14 protein-coding genes, 1 tRNA gene and 1 pseudogene are annotated in these 14,675 nt (G+C 61.4%); 9 read left to right on the forward strand and 7 right to left on the reverse strand.

Going from position 1 to position 14,675, the window contains the following annotated elements:
* Window positions 1–2: 2 nt before the first annotated feature.
* The 3 genes from IHQ71_RS20150 to IHQ71_RS20160 are packed head-to-tail and all read left to right on the forward strand — an operon-like array spanning window position 3 to window position 3,531.
* Window positions 3–1,526, forward strand: coding sequence for an ABC transporter ATP-binding protein (locus IHQ71_RS20150; protein WP_258158222.1), 1,524 nt, complete (start codon window positions 3–5; stop codon window positions 1,524–1,526).
* Window positions 1,523–2,623 (forward strand): ABC transporter permease, encoded by a 1,101-nt coding sequence (locus tag IHQ71_RS20155; protein ID WP_258158223.1) that lies wholly within the window; start codon window positions 1,523–1,525, stop codon window positions 2,621–2,623. Before IHQ71_RS20150 ends, IHQ71_RS20155 begins: the two co-directional genes overlap by 4 nt.
* Window positions 2,620–3,531, forward strand: a complete 912-nt coding sequence (locus IHQ71_RS20160) for an ABC transporter permease (protein WP_258158224.1) — start codon at window positions 2,620–2,622, stop codon at window positions 3,529–3,531. The genes IHQ71_RS20155 and IHQ71_RS20160 overlap by 4 nt, the downstream gene beginning before the upstream one ends.
* On the opposite strand, the gene IHQ71_RS20165 is transcribed toward IHQ71_RS20160, so the two are convergent.
* The 5 genes from IHQ71_RS20165 to IHQ71_RS20185 form a co-directional block, all read right to left on the reverse strand.
* Window positions 3,532–4,302, reverse strand: coding sequence for an SDR family NAD(P)-dependent oxidoreductase (locus IHQ71_RS20165; protein WP_258158225.1), 771 nt, complete (start codon window positions 4,300–4,302; stop codon window positions 3,532–3,534). It lies immediately after the preceding gene.
* Window positions 4,299–5,294: an ABC transporter permease gene (locus IHQ71_RS20170; protein ID WP_258158226.1), complete on the reverse strand. Its 996-nt coding sequence runs from the start codon at window positions 5,292–5,294 to the stop codon at window positions 4,299–4,301. Before IHQ71_RS20170 ends, IHQ71_RS20165 begins: the two co-directional genes overlap by 4 nt.
* A 231-nt stretch (window positions 5,295–5,525) precedes the next feature.
* On the reverse strand, window positions 5,526–6,566 hold the full coding sequence (locus IHQ71_RS20175; protein WP_258158227.1) for a sugar ABC transporter substrate-binding protein: 1,041 nt from the start codon (window positions 6,564–6,566) through the stop codon (window positions 5,526–5,528).
* A gap of 35 nt (window positions 6,567–6,601) precedes the next feature.
* The gene (locus IHQ71_RS20180) at window positions 6,602–7,369 is read right to left on the reverse strand and encodes an ATP-binding cassette domain-containing protein (RefSeq protein ID WP_258158228.1); all 768 of its coding nucleotides are present in this window, start codon (window positions 7,367–7,369) and stop codon (window positions 6,602–6,604) included.
* On the reverse strand, window positions 7,366–8,505 hold the full coding sequence (locus tag IHQ71_RS20185) for an ROK family transcriptional regulator (RefSeq protein WP_258158229.1): 1,140 nt from the start codon (window positions 8,503–8,505) through the stop codon (window positions 7,366–7,368). The genes IHQ71_RS20180 and IHQ71_RS20185 overlap by 4 nt, the downstream gene beginning before the upstream one ends.
* 161 nt (window positions 8,506–8,666) lie before the next feature.
* On the opposite strand from IHQ71_RS20185, the gene IHQ71_RS20190 reads away from it, so the two are divergent.
* The gene (locus IHQ71_RS20190; RefSeq protein ID WP_258162890.1) at window positions 8,667–9,767 is read left to right on the forward strand and encodes a D-TA family PLP-dependent enzyme; all 1,101 of its coding nucleotides are present in this window, start codon (window positions 8,667–8,669) and stop codon (window positions 9,765–9,767) included.
* Window positions 9,768–9,852: 85 nt separating this feature from the next.
* Window positions 9,853–11,221, forward strand: a pseudogene (locus tag IHQ71_RS20195) (IS3 family transposase).
* 55 nt (window positions 11,222–11,276) lie between these two features.
* Here IHQ71_RS20195 and IHQ71_RS20200 read toward each other — a convergent pair.
* Window positions 11,277–11,351, reverse strand: a tRNA-Gly gene (locus IHQ71_RS20200).
* Window positions 11,352–11,604: 253 nt separating this feature from the next.
* On the opposite strand from IHQ71_RS20200, the gene IHQ71_RS20205 reads away from it, so the two are divergent.
* The 4 genes from IHQ71_RS20205 (at window position 11,605) to IHQ71_RS20220 (ending at window position 14,071) form a co-directional block, all read left to right on the forward strand.
* Entirely contained in the window at window positions 11,605–12,114 is a 510-nt protein-coding gene (locus IHQ71_RS20205) for a prolyl-tRNA synthetase associated domain-containing protein (protein WP_258158230.1), read from the forward strand.
* A gap of 65 nt (window positions 12,115–12,179) precedes the next feature.
* Window positions 12,180–13,139: a thioredoxin gene (gene trxA, locus IHQ71_RS20210; protein ID WP_258158231.1), complete on the forward strand. Its 960-nt coding sequence runs from the start codon at window positions 12,180–12,182 to the stop codon at window positions 13,137–13,139.
* Between the two features lie 56 nt (window positions 13,140–13,195).
* Window positions 13,196–13,870, forward strand: coding sequence for an LON peptidase substrate-binding domain-containing protein (locus IHQ71_RS20215; RefSeq protein WP_258158232.1), 675 nt, complete (start codon window positions 13,196–13,198; stop codon window positions 13,868–13,870).
* 12 nt (window positions 13,871–13,882) lie between these two features.
* Entirely contained in the window at window positions 13,883–14,071 is a 189-nt protein-coding gene (locus IHQ71_RS20220) for a Trm112 family protein (protein WP_258158233.1), read from the forward strand.
* Here the strand turns inward: IHQ71_RS20220 and IHQ71_RS20225 are convergent, their stop codons facing one another.
* The gene (locus IHQ71_RS20225; protein ID WP_258162891.1) at window positions 14,072–14,659 is read right to left on the reverse strand and encodes a nicotinate-nucleotide adenylyltransferase; all 588 of its coding nucleotides are present in this window, start codon (window positions 14,657–14,659) and stop codon (window positions 14,072–14,074) included.
* Window positions 14,660–14,675 lie beyond the last annotated feature (16 nt).

Below are 14,675 nucleotides of genomic sequence, written 5' to 3' on the forward strand. Positions count from 1 at the left end.
CGATGACCCCGGCCCTTCTGTCGCTCCGCGGCATTTCAAAGAGCTACGGTCAGATCCGCGCCAACCAGGTTATCGATCTGGACGTGGCTCCGCGATCGATCCATGCGATCCTCGGAGAGAACGGGGCGGGGAAATCGACCCTGATGAAACTCATCTATGGCGTCGAGCAACCGGACGACGGCACTGTCGTCTGGAATGGAGAACCCTTGAGCCTTGCCTCGCCCGCCGAGGCACGGCGCAGGGGCATCGGCATGGTCTTCCAGCATTTCTCGCTGTTCGAAACGCTGACGGTCGTCGAGAACATTCAACTCGTGGTCTCGGGCAGCAAGCCCGAACTGACGAAGCGCATCCGCACCCTCGGCCAGGATTTCGGCCTCGAAGTCGATCCGCTGGCCGAGGTGCATGCGCTCTCGGTCGGCGAGCGGCAGCGGGTGGAGATCATCCGCTGCCTGATGACCGACCCGAAGCTGCTCATCCTCGACGAGCCGACCTCGGTTCTGCCACCCCAAGCAGTGGAGAAGCTGTTCGATACGCTCAGGCGACTGCGTGATCGCGGCGTTTCTATACTCTTCATCTCACATAAGCTGGAGGAAATCCGCGCGATCTGCGACCATGCGACCATCCTGCGCGGCGGCAAGGTTACCGGCAATGTCGATCCGCGCGACCATGACGCACACGACCTCGCCCGCATGATGATCGGCCGTGACATGCCGGAGGTAATGCCGGCGCTTGCCATGCCCGAGGGCGAAAAGCGGCTCGAAATCATTGGTATGGACTACACGCCGGATGACCCCTTCGCCACGCCACTCGCGGGCATCAGCCTCACGGTGCGCGCTGGTGAGATCCTCGGCATTGCCGGAATATCGGGCAACGGGCAGACCGAGCTTGCCGCACTCATATCGGGCGAGACGAAATTGCCTAGGGGTGAGCGCGACCGGATTTTCATGATGGGCAGCGACGTCGGCAGGCTCGACGCGGCCAGCCGCAGGACGCTTGGCTTCGCCTTCGTGCCGGAAGACCGGCTCGGCCGCGGCGCGGTCCCTGAAATGTCACTGGTCCTCAACGCCGTGCTGACCGCCCATCCGTTCGATCTGGTGAAAAACGGCCTGATCGACAGCACCCGGGCGACGGCGTTCGCCAATGAATGCATCCGCCAATACGACGTCCGTACTTCCGGACCGGCTGCCGAGGCGGGCTCGCTGTCGGGCGGCAACCTGCAGAAATTCATCGTTGGCCGCGAGATCATGCTCGCGCCGAAACTGCTGTTCGTGGCGCAGCCGACTTGGGGCGTCGATATCGGCGCCGCATCCGCCATCCGCCAGCGGCTCATCGCGCTCCGCAACGCGGGCATGGCAATCCTGGTTATTTCGGAGGAACTCGAGGAGCTTTTCGAACTCTGCGATTTCATCCAGGTCCTGCATCACGGGACCCTCAGTCTACCACTGGTCACGCGCGACACGCGCCCTGAGGAGATCGGTCGGTACATGATCGGAGCGCATTCGTCGCAAGAGAAGGTCCCCGCATGAGTATTCTGGCCGGGACATTCCTGCCGACGCTCGTTCGCCGCGAGCGTGCCTCGCTCACCGCGGCCATGCTGGCACCGATTGCGGCGCTCGGCATAGCCATCATCCTCAATTTCAGCCTTTACATGCTGATGGGCCGCGATCCGGCGGCCGTGCTCTATGCGATGCTGCTCGAACCGTTCCTGTCCTGGTCAGCGTTCTCCGAGGTACTGCTCAAGGCTGGGCCGCTTCTTCTCATCGCGCAGGGACTGGCGATCGGCTTCCGCGCCAAGGTGTTCAATATCGGCGCGGAGGGCCAGTTCATCCTCGGCGCCATCTTCGCCTCGTCGATTCCGATCTGGTTTCCGTTGGCGACGGGGCAATGGATCTGGCCGCTGATGCTGATTCTCGGCGCCATCGGGGGTGCGCTCTGGGCCTCGATCACGGCCTTCTGGCGCGTCAGGCTGAATGCCAACGAAATCCTTGTTTCCCTGATGTTGAGCCTCGTTGCGGCGCAATTCTTGAATTACCTGCTGCTCGGCCCATGGAAGGATCCGGCCGGCTTCAATTTCCCGCAATCCGTCATGTTTCAATACGACGCGATGATCCCGACCCTGATATCAGGTACCCGCGTCAACGTTTCGCTGTTTATCACGCTTGCGCTCTCGCTCATGGCCTGGGTTTTCATGCAGCGAAGCTTCATGGGCTACAAACTCAAGGTCGGGGGCCTTGCGCCACGCGCGGCGGGTTACGCCGGTTTCAGCGAAGGATGTGCGATCTGGCTTTCGCTGCTGATCGGCGGCTTTGCGGCAGGGCTGGCGGGTGCGGCCGAGGTCGCGGGGCCGATCGGCCAGTTGCAGCGCTCGATCTCGACCGGCTATGGCTATGCCGCGATCATCGTCGCCTATCTCGGCGGCCTGCACCCGATCGGCATCATATTCTCAGCGCTCTTCATGGCCGTCCTCTATATCGGCGGCGACAATGCGATGGTGTCGGCAAACCTGCCGATCGCCGCCGTGCGCGTCTTCCAGGGCAGCCTGCTGCTCGCCTATCTCATCGCCGTGGCCTTCGTGCGCTATCGCCTCGAATGGCATCGTCCGCCCCACCGGAGCCAGCCATGAACGCCATCGAGTTCATCATATCCGGCATGCTGGCGGCGGCGACGCCCTTTCTGCTCGCTGCATTGGGCGAACTGGTGGTCGAACGCGCGGGCGTTCTCAATCTCGGCGTCGAGGGCCTGATGGCTCTGGGCGCGGTGCTCGCCTTCATCGTGGTCTATCACGGCGGCGGACACACGCTGGGCTTCATCGTCGCCGGCCTTGGCGGTGCCGCCCTCTCGCTCGTCTTTGCGGTGGTGGCGCTCGGGTTCCGGGCCAATCAAGTCGCTACAGGCCTTGCGATCGGCATCCTCGGCCAAGGCCTGTCAGCCCTGTTCGGCAAGACCTACGAGAGCCTTACGATCAAGGGTCTGCCGAAACTTGCCTTTCCCGGCCTCTCGGAAATCCCTGTTATCGGCAAGCTTTTCGTCCAGGATATCGTTGTGTGGATATCCCTCGTCGCAACGCTCGCGATCTGGGCGATACTTGCCCGTACACGGGTCGGGCTCGTCGTGCGGGCGATAGGCGAGAACCCCAAGGCCGCCCACGCGATTGGCTATCCCGTCATCGCCATCCGCGTCGCCGCGATCGCCTTCGGCGGAATGATGGCGGGCTTTGCCGGCGCCTATGCCGCAGCGGTCTATACACCGCTCTGGGCGGATGGCATGATTGCCGGGCGTGGCTGGATCGCCATCGCCCTCGTCGTCTTCGGCACATGGCTCACCGGCCGCGTCTTCCTCGGCGCCTGCCTGTTCGGCGCCGTGTCCCTTATGAGCCTAGCCGCCCAGGCGACGGGCCTCGACGTGCCATCGCAACTGCTCTCCAGCCTACCTTATCTCGTCACGATCATAGTTCTCGGCATCATCTCGGCCGACCGTCGCTTGCTCAAACTGAACGGCGTTGCCTCGCTCGGCGAACCTTTCGAACGATAATCACGGCGGTAGCAGCCTGAAATCCGCGCCTTCCGGCAACAGCTGTCCGCCATCGACGATAACCGTTGTGCCGGTGATATAACTCGCATCTTCGGACGCCAGGAACAGGAAAGCATTGGCGACGTCGCGCGGTGACCCGAGGCGGCCGAGCGGAATGGCATTTTCCATATTCTTGATGAAGGCGTCGCCGCGATGAAGCTGGATCGCCTCGGTCAGGATATTGCCCGGTTCCACACCGTTGACGTTGATTCCATAAGACGAGAACTCGAGCGCCGCCGAGCGGATGAAGCCATTGATGCCGGCCTTGGTCGCCGAATAATGACTGTGGCCGGGGCTGGTGACATGCGGACCGGTGATCGATGAGGTGAAGAGGATACGGCCTTGGCCCTGCTTCTTCATTTGCGGCAGGGCCGCCCGGGCGGCATTGAAGGCGCCGCGCAGGTTGACCCCCATCACATGATCCCAGTCCTCGGGGCTAGTATTCTCGATGAGCTGCCAGGGATAGATACCGGCATTCTGGACGATGATGTCGAGCCGGCCATAACGCTCGATCGTGAAGGCGACAGCGGCAACGGCATCGTCCATCCTGGCAATGTCGGTGTGGAAGAAAGGAACTCCAATCTCATCCGCCGTGGCCTTGCCACCTTCCGCATCGAAATCGGCGAGGACTACTTTCGCGCCTTCCTCGGCGAAGCGCTCGACGATGGCTCTGCCGATGCCGCGCGAGGCGCCAATCACCAGCGCCACCTTGTTTTCCAGTCTTTTTGTCATGCGAGCCTCTGGCGCAGCCTTTGCTTGAACGTATCGAGAAGCACCGCCGCGAGCACCAGGAAGCCATGAATGACCTGGGTGAAATTGGCGGGCAGTCCCATCAGGTTGATCGCGGTGTTGATCGATGAGAGCAGCAGCACGCCGGCATAGACGCCGGGCAGCGCACCCACACCGCCCTTGAGGCTGACGCCGCCGATCACCACCGCCGCAAAGGCATTGAACAGCAGCCCTACGCCGAGATTGGCGGTGGCACCCGACGTTCGGATGGCAAGCAGCCAGCCCGCAAGGCCGGCAATGGCACCGGCCAGCACGAAAGCGATGATCAGGTTGCGGTTGACGCGGATGCCGGCGCGAAAGGTCGCGGTCTCATTGCCGCCGATCATCACAAGATGCCGGCCGAACGGCGTCTTGGCCATAATGATCGAGAAAACCAGGAAACAGGCGATGGCGATCCAGGCACTCAGCGGGATGCCGAGGAAACGTTCGATCGCAAACCAGCGAATGGCCGGCGCGAGATCCTGCGCCGACCGGCCGCCGGAGACGGCGAGCACGATGCCCCGCACCCAGATGAAGGACGCAAGCGTGATGATGAAGGCGCTCATCTTCAGCTTGACGATAAGCACGCCGTTGAACAGGCCGATCAATCCGCCGACGGCGCAGGCGACCAGCAGCGAGGCCGGCACCATCAGCCATTCGGGCGAGAGCTTGATGCCGAGCCCGATGCCGGCCGAGCAGAACAATATGCCGACCGCCATGGCCGAAAGCGCGGCAACGGATTCCACCGAGAGATCCATATGTCCGGCGATAATCACCAGCGCCAGCCCGATCGACATGACGCCGAGCACGCTCGATGCCTCGATGATATTGACGAAAATGCCGAGCTGGAAATAGTGCGGGATCAGCGCCGAAAACACCGCCAACACCAGGATGAGCATGAACCAGACGAGATTGTCGAGGATGAATTCAAGAGTCTTGCGCGTGCGTGGCGTCATGCGGTTGGTCCGGTTTTTTGGTGGTGTTTGGATGTCGTGCCGATCTTAAAGACCCCGCCCCAAACCCCTCCCCACAAGGGGGAGGGGCTTAATCAGCGGCACCCCACCATGCCCCAATCACCGTTGCAGAAGGCCGCAGCGTTAGCTTGGGGCATGGTGGGGTGCCCAGGGTTGGCCCCTCCCCTTGTGGGGAGGGGTTTCGGGGCGGGGTCTTGTCAAGAGGCAGCCGAACTACTCGACCGACTTCACCGTCGAAGTCGGCGGTTTCAGGTTGCCCCAGAAGGCCGGATTATCGACATTCTCCTTGGTGATCGCAGCGCCGGGAATCTTGATATTCGGACCCCAGGCCTCGATCGTCACGGTGCTCTTGAGGCCGAGCACGTCATATTCGCCGGCCTTGATTTCCTTCTTGCCGGCGATCTTGTCCATGAACATCGCGACGGCTGCGGCCTGGGCATAGAGCGGCTGCTCGACTTCGGTATTCAGCCAGCCCTTCCGGATCAGGTCGAGACCGACCGGCGCACCGTTCGAGCTCATCATCATCACGTCGCCTGGCTTCTTGCCGGCAGCCTCGAGCGAAGCGACAGCCGCGACCGAGAGATGAGCGGCATGCAGGAAGATCAGGTCGATATCGGGATTGGCGAGCATCTGGTCGGACACGATCGTGCCGGCATTGCTGGCTTCCCACTGCATGGCGGGCACCGAAATGATGGTGACGCCCGGGAAGGCCTTCATCTTCTCCTCGAAACCCTTCTGGATATCGAGCGTGTAGGGATCGCCGGGGTCGCCCAGCACCTGCAGGATCTTGCCCTTCACGTCACCGTTCCTGGCCTTGAGCATCGCCTCGGCCTGGTCGGCCGCGACATGGCCGATCTCGATCGTACCGGCCACCGAGGTGAAGTCCGACATGGTCGAAGTGATCTGGCGGTCGAACTCGACCACCGGGATGCCGGCGGCGCGTGCGGCCTCGATCGAAGGCTTGAGCGCGTTGAAATCGACGGCGGCAAGGATGATCGCCGCGGGCTTCAGCGCGATCACGTCATTCATCTGCGATTGCTGCGCGTCGGTCTTGTTGTCGGCATTGAGCGTTTTCATCTCGTAGCCGGTCTGCTTGAGGAACATTTCCAGCGCGCTGACCGAACCGGTCTGGAATTCGTCGAGCAGCGTCGGCACGAGGTAGTAGACCGTGCCCTTGGATTGAGCGGCGGCCGTTGTAAGCATCGCGAGGCCGAGCACCAGAACGCTCAGCAGGGCTAACGTTATTCGCTTCATGATCGTTCTCTCCAGTTTGCCGGACCCCTTTTCGTTCAGTTCCCCACCGGTCCGGCTCCGGCAAGGGTTTGCCCTGTGATCATTTCGATCACTGCATCCGGGCTTGTCTTGGCTCTCTCCACGTCGCCGGCCACCACACCGTGGCGGACGACGACGATGCGATCAGCGACCTGAAAGGCCTGCTGCATGATGTGCGTGATGATGACGACCCCGATGCCCTGGCTCGCGACATGACGGATCATATCCAACCCGCGCCGCGTCTGCTCGACACCGAGTGCGGCGAAGGGCTCGTCGAGCAGCACCAGCTTGCCGCCCCAATGGACGAAGCGATTGAGCTCGATGGCCTGCCGCTGGCCTCCCGAGAGATGCTCGACCTTGGCGCGGAGCGAGGGGATGCGAGTGCCGGCATTGGCCAGCGCCTTCTCCACCACCGATTCCATGGCGCGCTCGTCGAGGAAGGGAATGCCGGCGAACTTGCGGACGATCTCGCGGCCCATGAAGAAATTTGCGACGACATCGACATTGGTGCAGAGCGAAAGGTCCTGATAGACCGTCTCGATCCCTGCGGCCTTGGCCTCGGCAGGTGTCCTGGCCTGATAGTCCTTGCCTTCGAACAGCATGCGGCCGGATGTCGGCGTCAGTCCGCCCGAGATGATCTTGACCAGCGTCGATTTGCCGGCGCCATTGTCACCAAGGAGCGCCACGACCTCGCCCTTTCCGATCGAAAAGCTGATGCCTTTCAGCGCTTCGATGGCGCCGAAATTCTTGCGGATATTGTCGAGGACCAGCAGTTTCTCGCTCATGCGGCAGCATCTTTCTCAGTGGTTTCGAACATTTGCCCGAAGCGCGGCGAGAGCACGCCGAACACGGCGAGCGCGGCAGCACCCCTGAGCGCCGAATGCTGGCAATCGCTCGCCACCACGACGCGCGGATGGCTGCGGTTGGTGCGAGCGGCGATCGAATTGGTAAGGCCCTCACCGAGCGTGGCAAGCTGCTCGATCAGCGTCTGCGGCGCCAGCCCTCCAATGACGACGGTCTCGGGATCGAAGAGGTTTTCGATGGTTCGCACCGCGTTCCGGAAAATCGGAGCGATCTCGGCCACCCAGTCCGCCTCCGGCAGACCGCGACGATTGTAGGCATCGAGCGAGAGGTAGCGCTCCAGGCAACCACGATTGCCGCAGGGGCAAGGCTCGCCGTCCAACACAACAGGGATATGGCCGATTTCACCGGCGTTGCCCCAGGCGCCTCGGATCACGGATCCGTCATGCACCATCACGCCGCCGAGCCCGACGCTGAAAAAGAGATAGTAATAGTCGGAAAACTGCTGGCCCAGACCGTAGAGCTGTTCGCCGAGCGCGGCGGCAGCCATGTCGTTCTCCATGAAGGCCGGAAGCCCGGTCGCATCGGCCAAGCGTTCACGGATATCGACATTCTTCCAACCACTCATCGTGGTCGAACCGACGAAACTCATGGCATCAACGTCGAACGGGCCTGGCAGGGCAATGCCGGCGCCGAGCAGGCGGCCGTGTTTGCCGCTGGCTTTGAGTTCGGCCACCATCTCGCCGATTAATGCGAAGGCCTCGTCCGGCATTGCATTGGGCGCATCCCGGTGCCGGCTTTCGACGACCTCGCCGCGCAGATTGACCAGTGCCGCCTCGATCCCCAGCGGTGTGAGGTGGATACCGACGGCATGGCCGCCTTCTGGGTCGATCGTCAGCGCCGACGGCGGGATGCCCCTGCCCTTGGGCTTTTCCCGCACCGACAGGATCAGGCCTTGTTCTTCGAGTTCACGGACGATGGTCGACACGGTCTGGACGGTGAGGCCGACGCGTTCGGCGATCTCGCCGCGCGTCGTCGGGCCTTTGAGACGGATCGATTCGAGCACGATCCGCCGGTTGTACGGCCTGCCAGATTCCTGATTGGTACCACGCAACGTCATGTCAACGGTCCTCGGAATGAGGGCAGATTGGCACTAGTGCTTTATTTAGTCAAATGGTTTTCAAAAATAGTTGCAAACAGCAATCAGCCATGTTTTGACTTGACGTGCGAGGCAATGGCTCGCCAGATCCGATACCGATATCCGCAGGAGCGTAAGTTATGCTGCACGCCCGTCCATATGAAATGCTGCCGAAGCCCGGCGATGCCGTAGCCGACATCTCGACGCCACGCCCGATCATCGATGAAGTCAGAATGCAGGCAAATATCGCGCGGGTGCAGGCCTATGCGGACCAGCACGGCCTCGCCCTCCGGCCACACATCAAGACGCACAAGCTGCCGAGCATTGCGAAGTTGCAGGTGGCGGCGGGTGCGAAGGGCATCAACTGCCAGAAGATCACCGAGGCCGAAGTCTTCGCCAATGCCGGCTTCGAGGATATCCTGATCACATACAACATCCTCGGACCGGACAAGCTGGAGCGCCTCGCCGCACTGAACGAGCGGATTTCGAGTCTAAAGGTCGCCGCCGACAACCGAACGACCGTGGAGGGTCTCTCGAAGCATTTTGCGAAGCTGAAACCGATCACGGTTCTGGTCGAATGCGACACCGGCGCCGGGCGCTGCGGCGTACAGACGCCGCAGGAAGCCTTCGAGCTCGCCAAATTGATCCATGACATGCCCGGTCTTACCTTTGGCGGCCTGCTGACCTATCCGAAGCCGCATGCGGCAGCAGCGGTACAAACCTATTTCTCGGAGGCCCTGTCGCTGCTTACCAGCGCCGGCATCCCCTGCCCCGTTGTCAGCCATGCCGGCACCCCAAGTCTCTTCGAGGGCCATCAGGTCCCGGCCGCGACGGAGTACCGGGCGGGCACCTATATCTATAACGACCGTTCGATGATCCGGGCCGGCCATTGCACGGAAGCCGATTGCGCGATGACCATCCTGGCGACCGTGGTCTCCCGCCCGGCGCCCGGCCGTGCAATCATCGATGCCGGCGCGAAGACGCTGACCAGCGATCTCTCGGGCTTTGGGGATTACGGCCTCGTGGTCGGCTTCCCGGATGCCGTCATCAAGGCTTTGTGGGAGGAACATGGCGCGATCGACATCTCGGCCTGCAAGGACACATTTCCCGCGATCGGCGAGAAAATCCGCATCATTCCCAACCACACCTGCGTCGTCACCAACATGTTCGACACGATGGTTTTTCATCGGGATGGTGTCGTGACCCGCGTCGAGGACATCGCCGCTAGGGGGCTGGTCTGGTAAATGCATATGTAGCGCCCAAAACGCAAAAAGCCCCGGAGGTTGAACTGACCCCCGAAAGTTGGACACCCAACTTCGGGGGTTTTGCATGTCCAAACACAGCAGCGCGTTCAAGCAGGAAGTTGTCGAGTATTACGGCGACGGGGCACATAGCTACCGAGAGGTCGGGCTGCGTTTCCGTCTCGACTATTCGATGGTTCGTCGGTGGGTAGCCAGCCACGCAGAACATGGCTTGGCGGGCTTGGCTCGGAAACACAGCCACTATGATGCGCAATTCAGGCTATCGGTGCTTAAGCGGATGTGGAAGGATGGTCTTTCCCATCGACAGGCGGCTGCGCTCTTCGACATTCGCAGCGTTGGTTGCCTCTCGGTCTGGGAGAGGCAGTATGAGCGCGGTGGGATTGAAGCCCTGGGTCCGCGCCGGCGGGGGAAGCCCAGATCAATGCCGGAACCACCGACCACAGGCACTGGCGCGGATGGACCGCAAAGCGACGAGGCCAAGAGCCGTGAAGAGCTGTTGGCAGAACTGGCCTATCTGCGGATGGAGAACGCCTACCTAAAAAAACTGGAGGCCTTAACGCAGGCGCGTCCCGCGCCGAACGGACGCAAGCCGTCCAGGCGTTAAGGCCACTCCATCCGTTCGACGGGCTGCTGACGCTTTCGGTTTGGCGCGCAGCACGTTCTATTATCAGCAGAAGGCATTGTCGTCGGCCGACCGGCATACGGCTTTGAAAACCAGGATCAAATCTATCTTCGAGGAACACAAGGGGCGCTACGGCTATCGTCGGGTGACGGCAGCGATCCGAAGGTTCGGAGAGATGGTCAACCACAAGACCGTTCAGCGGCTGATGGTCGAGATGGGTCTGAAGTCCCTTGTTCGGCCGAAGAAATACCGCTCCTACAAGGGCCAGGCCGGGCGCGTGGCACCAGACCTGCTCCAGCGGCGGTTCAGCGCCGAGCGCATGAACCAGAAGTGGACGACGGATGTCACCGAGTTCAACCTCGCCGGCGAGAAGCTCTTTTTGTCGCCAGTCATGGACCTCCACAACGGCGAGATCATTGCTTACGAGACGGCGAGGCGGCCGATCTTCAAGCTGGTCAAGGACATGCTCGACAAGGCATTGACCACGCTCGATGACGAAGACAGGCCGATCCTGCACTCCGATCAGGGATGGCAGTATCAAATGCCAGCTTGGAGCCGCATGCTCGAAAGCCGCAACATAGCCCAAAGCATGTCACGCAAGGGAAACTGCTTTGACAATGCCGCCATGGAAAGCTTCTTCGCCATCCTCAAATCCGAGTTCTTCCATCCCAATCACTTCGAAAGCATCGAAAGCCTGCAGGACGGCGTCCAGGATTATATCCACTACTACAACAACGACCGCATCAGGCTCAAACTCAAAGGGCTGAGTCCTGTACAATACAGAACCCAGCCCTTAAATCGTCCCAGTCCATAAACCGTCCAACTTTATGGGGTCAGTTCAAGGTTCCGAGGCTTGCATCTGGAGAAACTGGAGCGGGCGAAGGGGTTCGAACCCTCGACCCCGACCTTGGCAAGGTCGTGCTCTACCACTGAGCTACACCCGCTCACTATCGCTGGTCCGTGGTAGATCGCTAGACCGCGATGCCGCCCTTCGGCGACGGGGGCTATATGGCCCAAGGCATTTTGAAATGCAACAGGGAAATGACATTTTGGCCGAGAAATTTTCGAACCATCCTCTATCAGATTGATTTCGCGGCGTATTTGGCGCCGGCGGCGACGCGCGCAGGCCATTGCGGCGAGAATGGAACCATACTATCACGGGCATCATTTCAGACGATATGCGGAGCGTGAGCGAATATGAGTGAGAATGCGGCAAAGACCCCGGCGGAACTGTTCGAGTATCTCGATTCGCTCGGAATCGCCCATAAAACCAAGCATCATCCGCCCGTCTTCACCGTCGCCGAGTCCGAATCGCTGCGCGACGAAATTCCGGGCGGCCATACCAAGAACCTCTTCCTCAAGGACAAGAAGGACCAGTTCTTTCTGCTCACCGTGGACGAACATGCAAGTGTCGACCTCAAGACCGTTCACACGATCGTCGGCGGCGCGTCGAAATTCTCCTTCGGCAAGCCCGAAAAGCTCATGGAATATCTCGGCGTCATACCGGGCGCAGTGACCGCATTCGGTATCGTCAACGATACCGGTCGCAACGTGACCATTGTGCTCGACGCGGATTTGATGAAGAATGACATCATCAACTGTCACCCGCTTTCAAACGATGCCACCACCTCGGTCTCGAGCGCCGACCTCATCCGCTTCGTGGAGGCCACGGGACATACAGCGCATGTCTTGAAAATGACCGCCTGACATACGACATTCAGCGCGAGTTTCGGCCCTCGCGGGGCCCTCAGGAATTTGGAGAGAGAATCAGGATGACGGGCAATACATCAGGCGCAAGCCTCGCCACGCAGATGACCGCCAGTGCCAATACCACGAATGGTGCGGCCCCGCCGGCTGGCCTCGTCAAGGACACGACGACCGCGACCTTCCAGCGTGACGTGCTTGAGGAATCCACGCGCCAGCCGGTGCTGGTCGATTTCTGGGCGCCCTGGTGCGGCCCCTGCAAGCAGTTGCAGCCGATCATCGAGCGCGTCGTTGCCGAGAGCAATGGCCGCGTCAAGCTCGTCAAGCTCAACATCGATGACCACCCCTCCATTCCCGGCCAGCTCGGCATCCAGTCGATCCCGGCGGTCATCGCCTTTGTCGGCGGCCGTCCGGTCGATGGCTTCATGGGCGCGGTTCCCGAAAGCCAGGTTCGCGCCTTCATCGACAAGGTGGCAGGCCCCGCGGTCGATGATGCCGAAGTGCAGATCGAGGCGGCACTCGAAGACGCCAAGGCCCAGCTCGATGCCGGCGACCTGGCCGCAGCCGCCGATATCTATGGCGCCGTGCTGCAGGCCGATCCGGAAAACATCAAGGCGCTCGCCGGCATGGCGGAATGCATGCTGGCGGCGGGCCAGTGGGAACGGTCGCGCGACCTGATCGCCAGCCTTTCCGACGAGCAGAAGAATGATCCGGCAATTGCAGCGCTCTCGGCCAAGCTCGCCCAAATCGAGGAAGCCCGCAAGCTCGGCGATCCGCGCGCGCTCGAACAGGAACTCGCCACCGATCCGGACAATCACGCAGCCCGCGTGAAGCTCGCCAAGATTCTCAACGTCGAAGGTGACCGCGAGGCGGCGACCGATCATCTGATCGGCATCATGAAGCGCGACCGGACATGGGACGAGGATGGCGCGCGGCGCCAGCTTCTGCAGTTCCTCGAAGTCTGGGGCTTCAAGGATCCGGCCAGCGTCTCGGCACGCCGCAAGATGTCCGCCATCTTGTTTTCGTGAAGCCGGTATAGACCTGAGGGAATAGGTAAGGCGTCCACGCAAGCGGAGATCGATTGATGCATGTTGGAAATGCGCGATATCTGACCGAAAGCGACCTGCCGGAGACGCTCGGCGTTTTCCCGCTCTCGGGCGTGTTGCTGCTTTCGGGCGGTCACCTGCCGCTCAATGTCTATGAGCCGCGCTATCTGTCGCTGATCGACGACGCGCTGAAGGGCACCCGCCTGATCGGCATCATCCAGCCCGATCTTTCGGAGACTGAGGAAAGCCCGTCAGGACATCCGGAACTCTGCAAGGTGGGCACGATCGGCCGCATCACCACCTTCGGCGAGACCGGCGACGGCCGCTATGTGATCGATCTCTCCGGCGTCTGCCGCTTTCGCCTGATCGATGAACTGCAGACCACGCAGGCCTATCGCAAGATCAAGATCGCGCCCTTCATTTCCGACCTGCATGAGCCGGAAGACGATCCGGCCGTCAATCGCGACAACCTGCTCCACGCCTTCCGTTCCTATCTCGATGCCAACAAGCTGGAAGTCGACTGGGAGGCGGTGATCAAGACGTCCAATCGCACGCTGGTCAATTCGCTCGCCATGATGGCGCCGTTCGGGGCGCCGGAAAAGCAGGCGCTTCTCGAAGCACCCGACCTCAAGACCCGCGCTGAAACGCTCGTCGCAATGACTGAAATGGTATTGGCCCGCGCCTTCGGCGACGTCGCCAAGACCCTTCAGTAAGGCGCCGCCGGCATGGACCTCAACATTTCCCGCCCCGACCCCAAAATGCTGGAATTGCTGGTCTGCCCCGTCACCAAGGGCCGGCTGATCTATAATCGCGACACCAGCGAACTGATCTCCGAAAAGGCCCGGCTCGCCTATCCGATCAAGGATGGCGTGCCGATTATGCTCGAATCCGAAGCCCGCCGGATCGAGGATTGATTATTTCCCGTTCTGCGTCCTGATCGCCGTCGAGCTCAGTGTCGAACGCGGGCCATGAATGAAGGTCCAGGCGGGTGCCGGCAAACGCGCAAGCAGTCCGGCGTCGTGCTCGTCCACCCGCGCGAAATCGAAGGTGCGGGCCATTTTCGAGGACAGGAAGGACAGAGTCGATCCCGGCCGATCGATCACCGCGATCGGAAAGGTCTCGGCGATCGCATGCCAGTTCTGCCAGAGATGGAAATTCCTCAGATTGTCCGCCCCCATGATCCAGACGAAATCGACGTCGCGGTTCCTGGCCTTCACATGCGCCAGCACCTGCGCGGTGTAGTTCGATCCCAAGGTCTTCTCGAAAGCGGTCACGCGGATTTTCGGGTTGGGAAACAGCGCTTCGGACTGTGCGATGCGCTCGGCAAGCGGTGCCAGTACACGCTTCGATTTCAAGGGATTGCCCGGCGTCACCATCCACCAGAGCTGGTCGAGGTCGAGCGCCCGCAACGCAATCTCGGCAACCAGCCGATGGCCGTCGTGCGGCGGATTGAACGACCCGCCGAACAGCCCGACCTTCATGCCGGCTTCGACACGCGGCATGACGAGATATTTGCGG

Source organism: Rhizobium sp. TH2 (assembly GCF_024707525.1).
Classification (GTDB): Bacteria; Pseudomonadota; Alphaproteobacteria; order Rhizobiales; family Rhizobiaceae; genus Rhizobium_E.

Coding starts and splice junctions, on each gene's coding strand:
- IHQ71_RS20150 (WP_258158222.1), top strand. CDS start 3: ATGACCCCGGCCCTTCTGTCGCTCCGCGGCATTTCAAAGAGCTACGGT.
- IHQ71_RS20155 (WP_258158223.1), top strand. CDS start 1,523: ATGAGTATTCTGGCCGGGACATTCCTGCCGACGCTCGTTCGCCGCGAG.
- IHQ71_RS20160 (WP_258158224.1), top strand. CDS start 2,620: ATGAACGCCATCGAGTTCATCATATCCGGCATGCTGGCGGCGGCGACG.
- IHQ71_RS20165 (WP_258158225.1), bottom strand. CDS start 4,302: ATGACAAAAAGACTGGAAAACAAGGTGGCGCTGGTGATTGGCGCCTCG.
- IHQ71_RS20170 (WP_258158226.1), bottom strand. CDS start 5,294: ATGACGCCACGCACGCGCAAGACTCTTGAATTCATCCTCGACAATCTC.
- IHQ71_RS20175 (WP_258158227.1), bottom strand. CDS start 6,566: ATGAAGCGAATAACGTTAGCCCTGCTGAGCGTTCTGGTGCTCGGCCTC.
- IHQ71_RS20180 (WP_258158228.1), bottom strand. CDS start 7,369: ATGAGCGAGAAACTGCTGGTCCTCGACAATATCCGCAAGAATTTCGGC.
- IHQ71_RS20185 (WP_258158229.1), bottom strand. CDS start 8,505: ATGACGTTGCGTGGTACCAATCAGGAATCTGGCAGGCCGTACAACCGG.
- IHQ71_RS20205 (WP_258158230.1), top strand. CDS start 11,605: ATGAGTGAGAATGCGGCAAAGACCCCGGCGGAACTGTTCGAGTATCTC.
- trxA (WP_258158231.1), top strand. CDS start 12,180: ATGACGGGCAATACATCAGGCGCAAGCCTCGCCACGCAGATGACCGCC.
- IHQ71_RS20215 (WP_258158232.1), top strand. CDS start 13,196: ATGCATGTTGGAAATGCGCGATATCTGACCGAAAGCGACCTGCCGGAG.
- IHQ71_RS20220 (WP_258158233.1), top strand. CDS start 13,883: ATGGACCTCAACATTTCCCGCCCCGACCCCAAAATGCTGGAATTGCTG.
- IHQ71_RS20225 (WP_258162891.1), bottom strand. CDS start 14,659: ATGCCGCGTGTCGAAGCCGGCATGAAGGTCGGGCTGTTCGGCGGGTCG.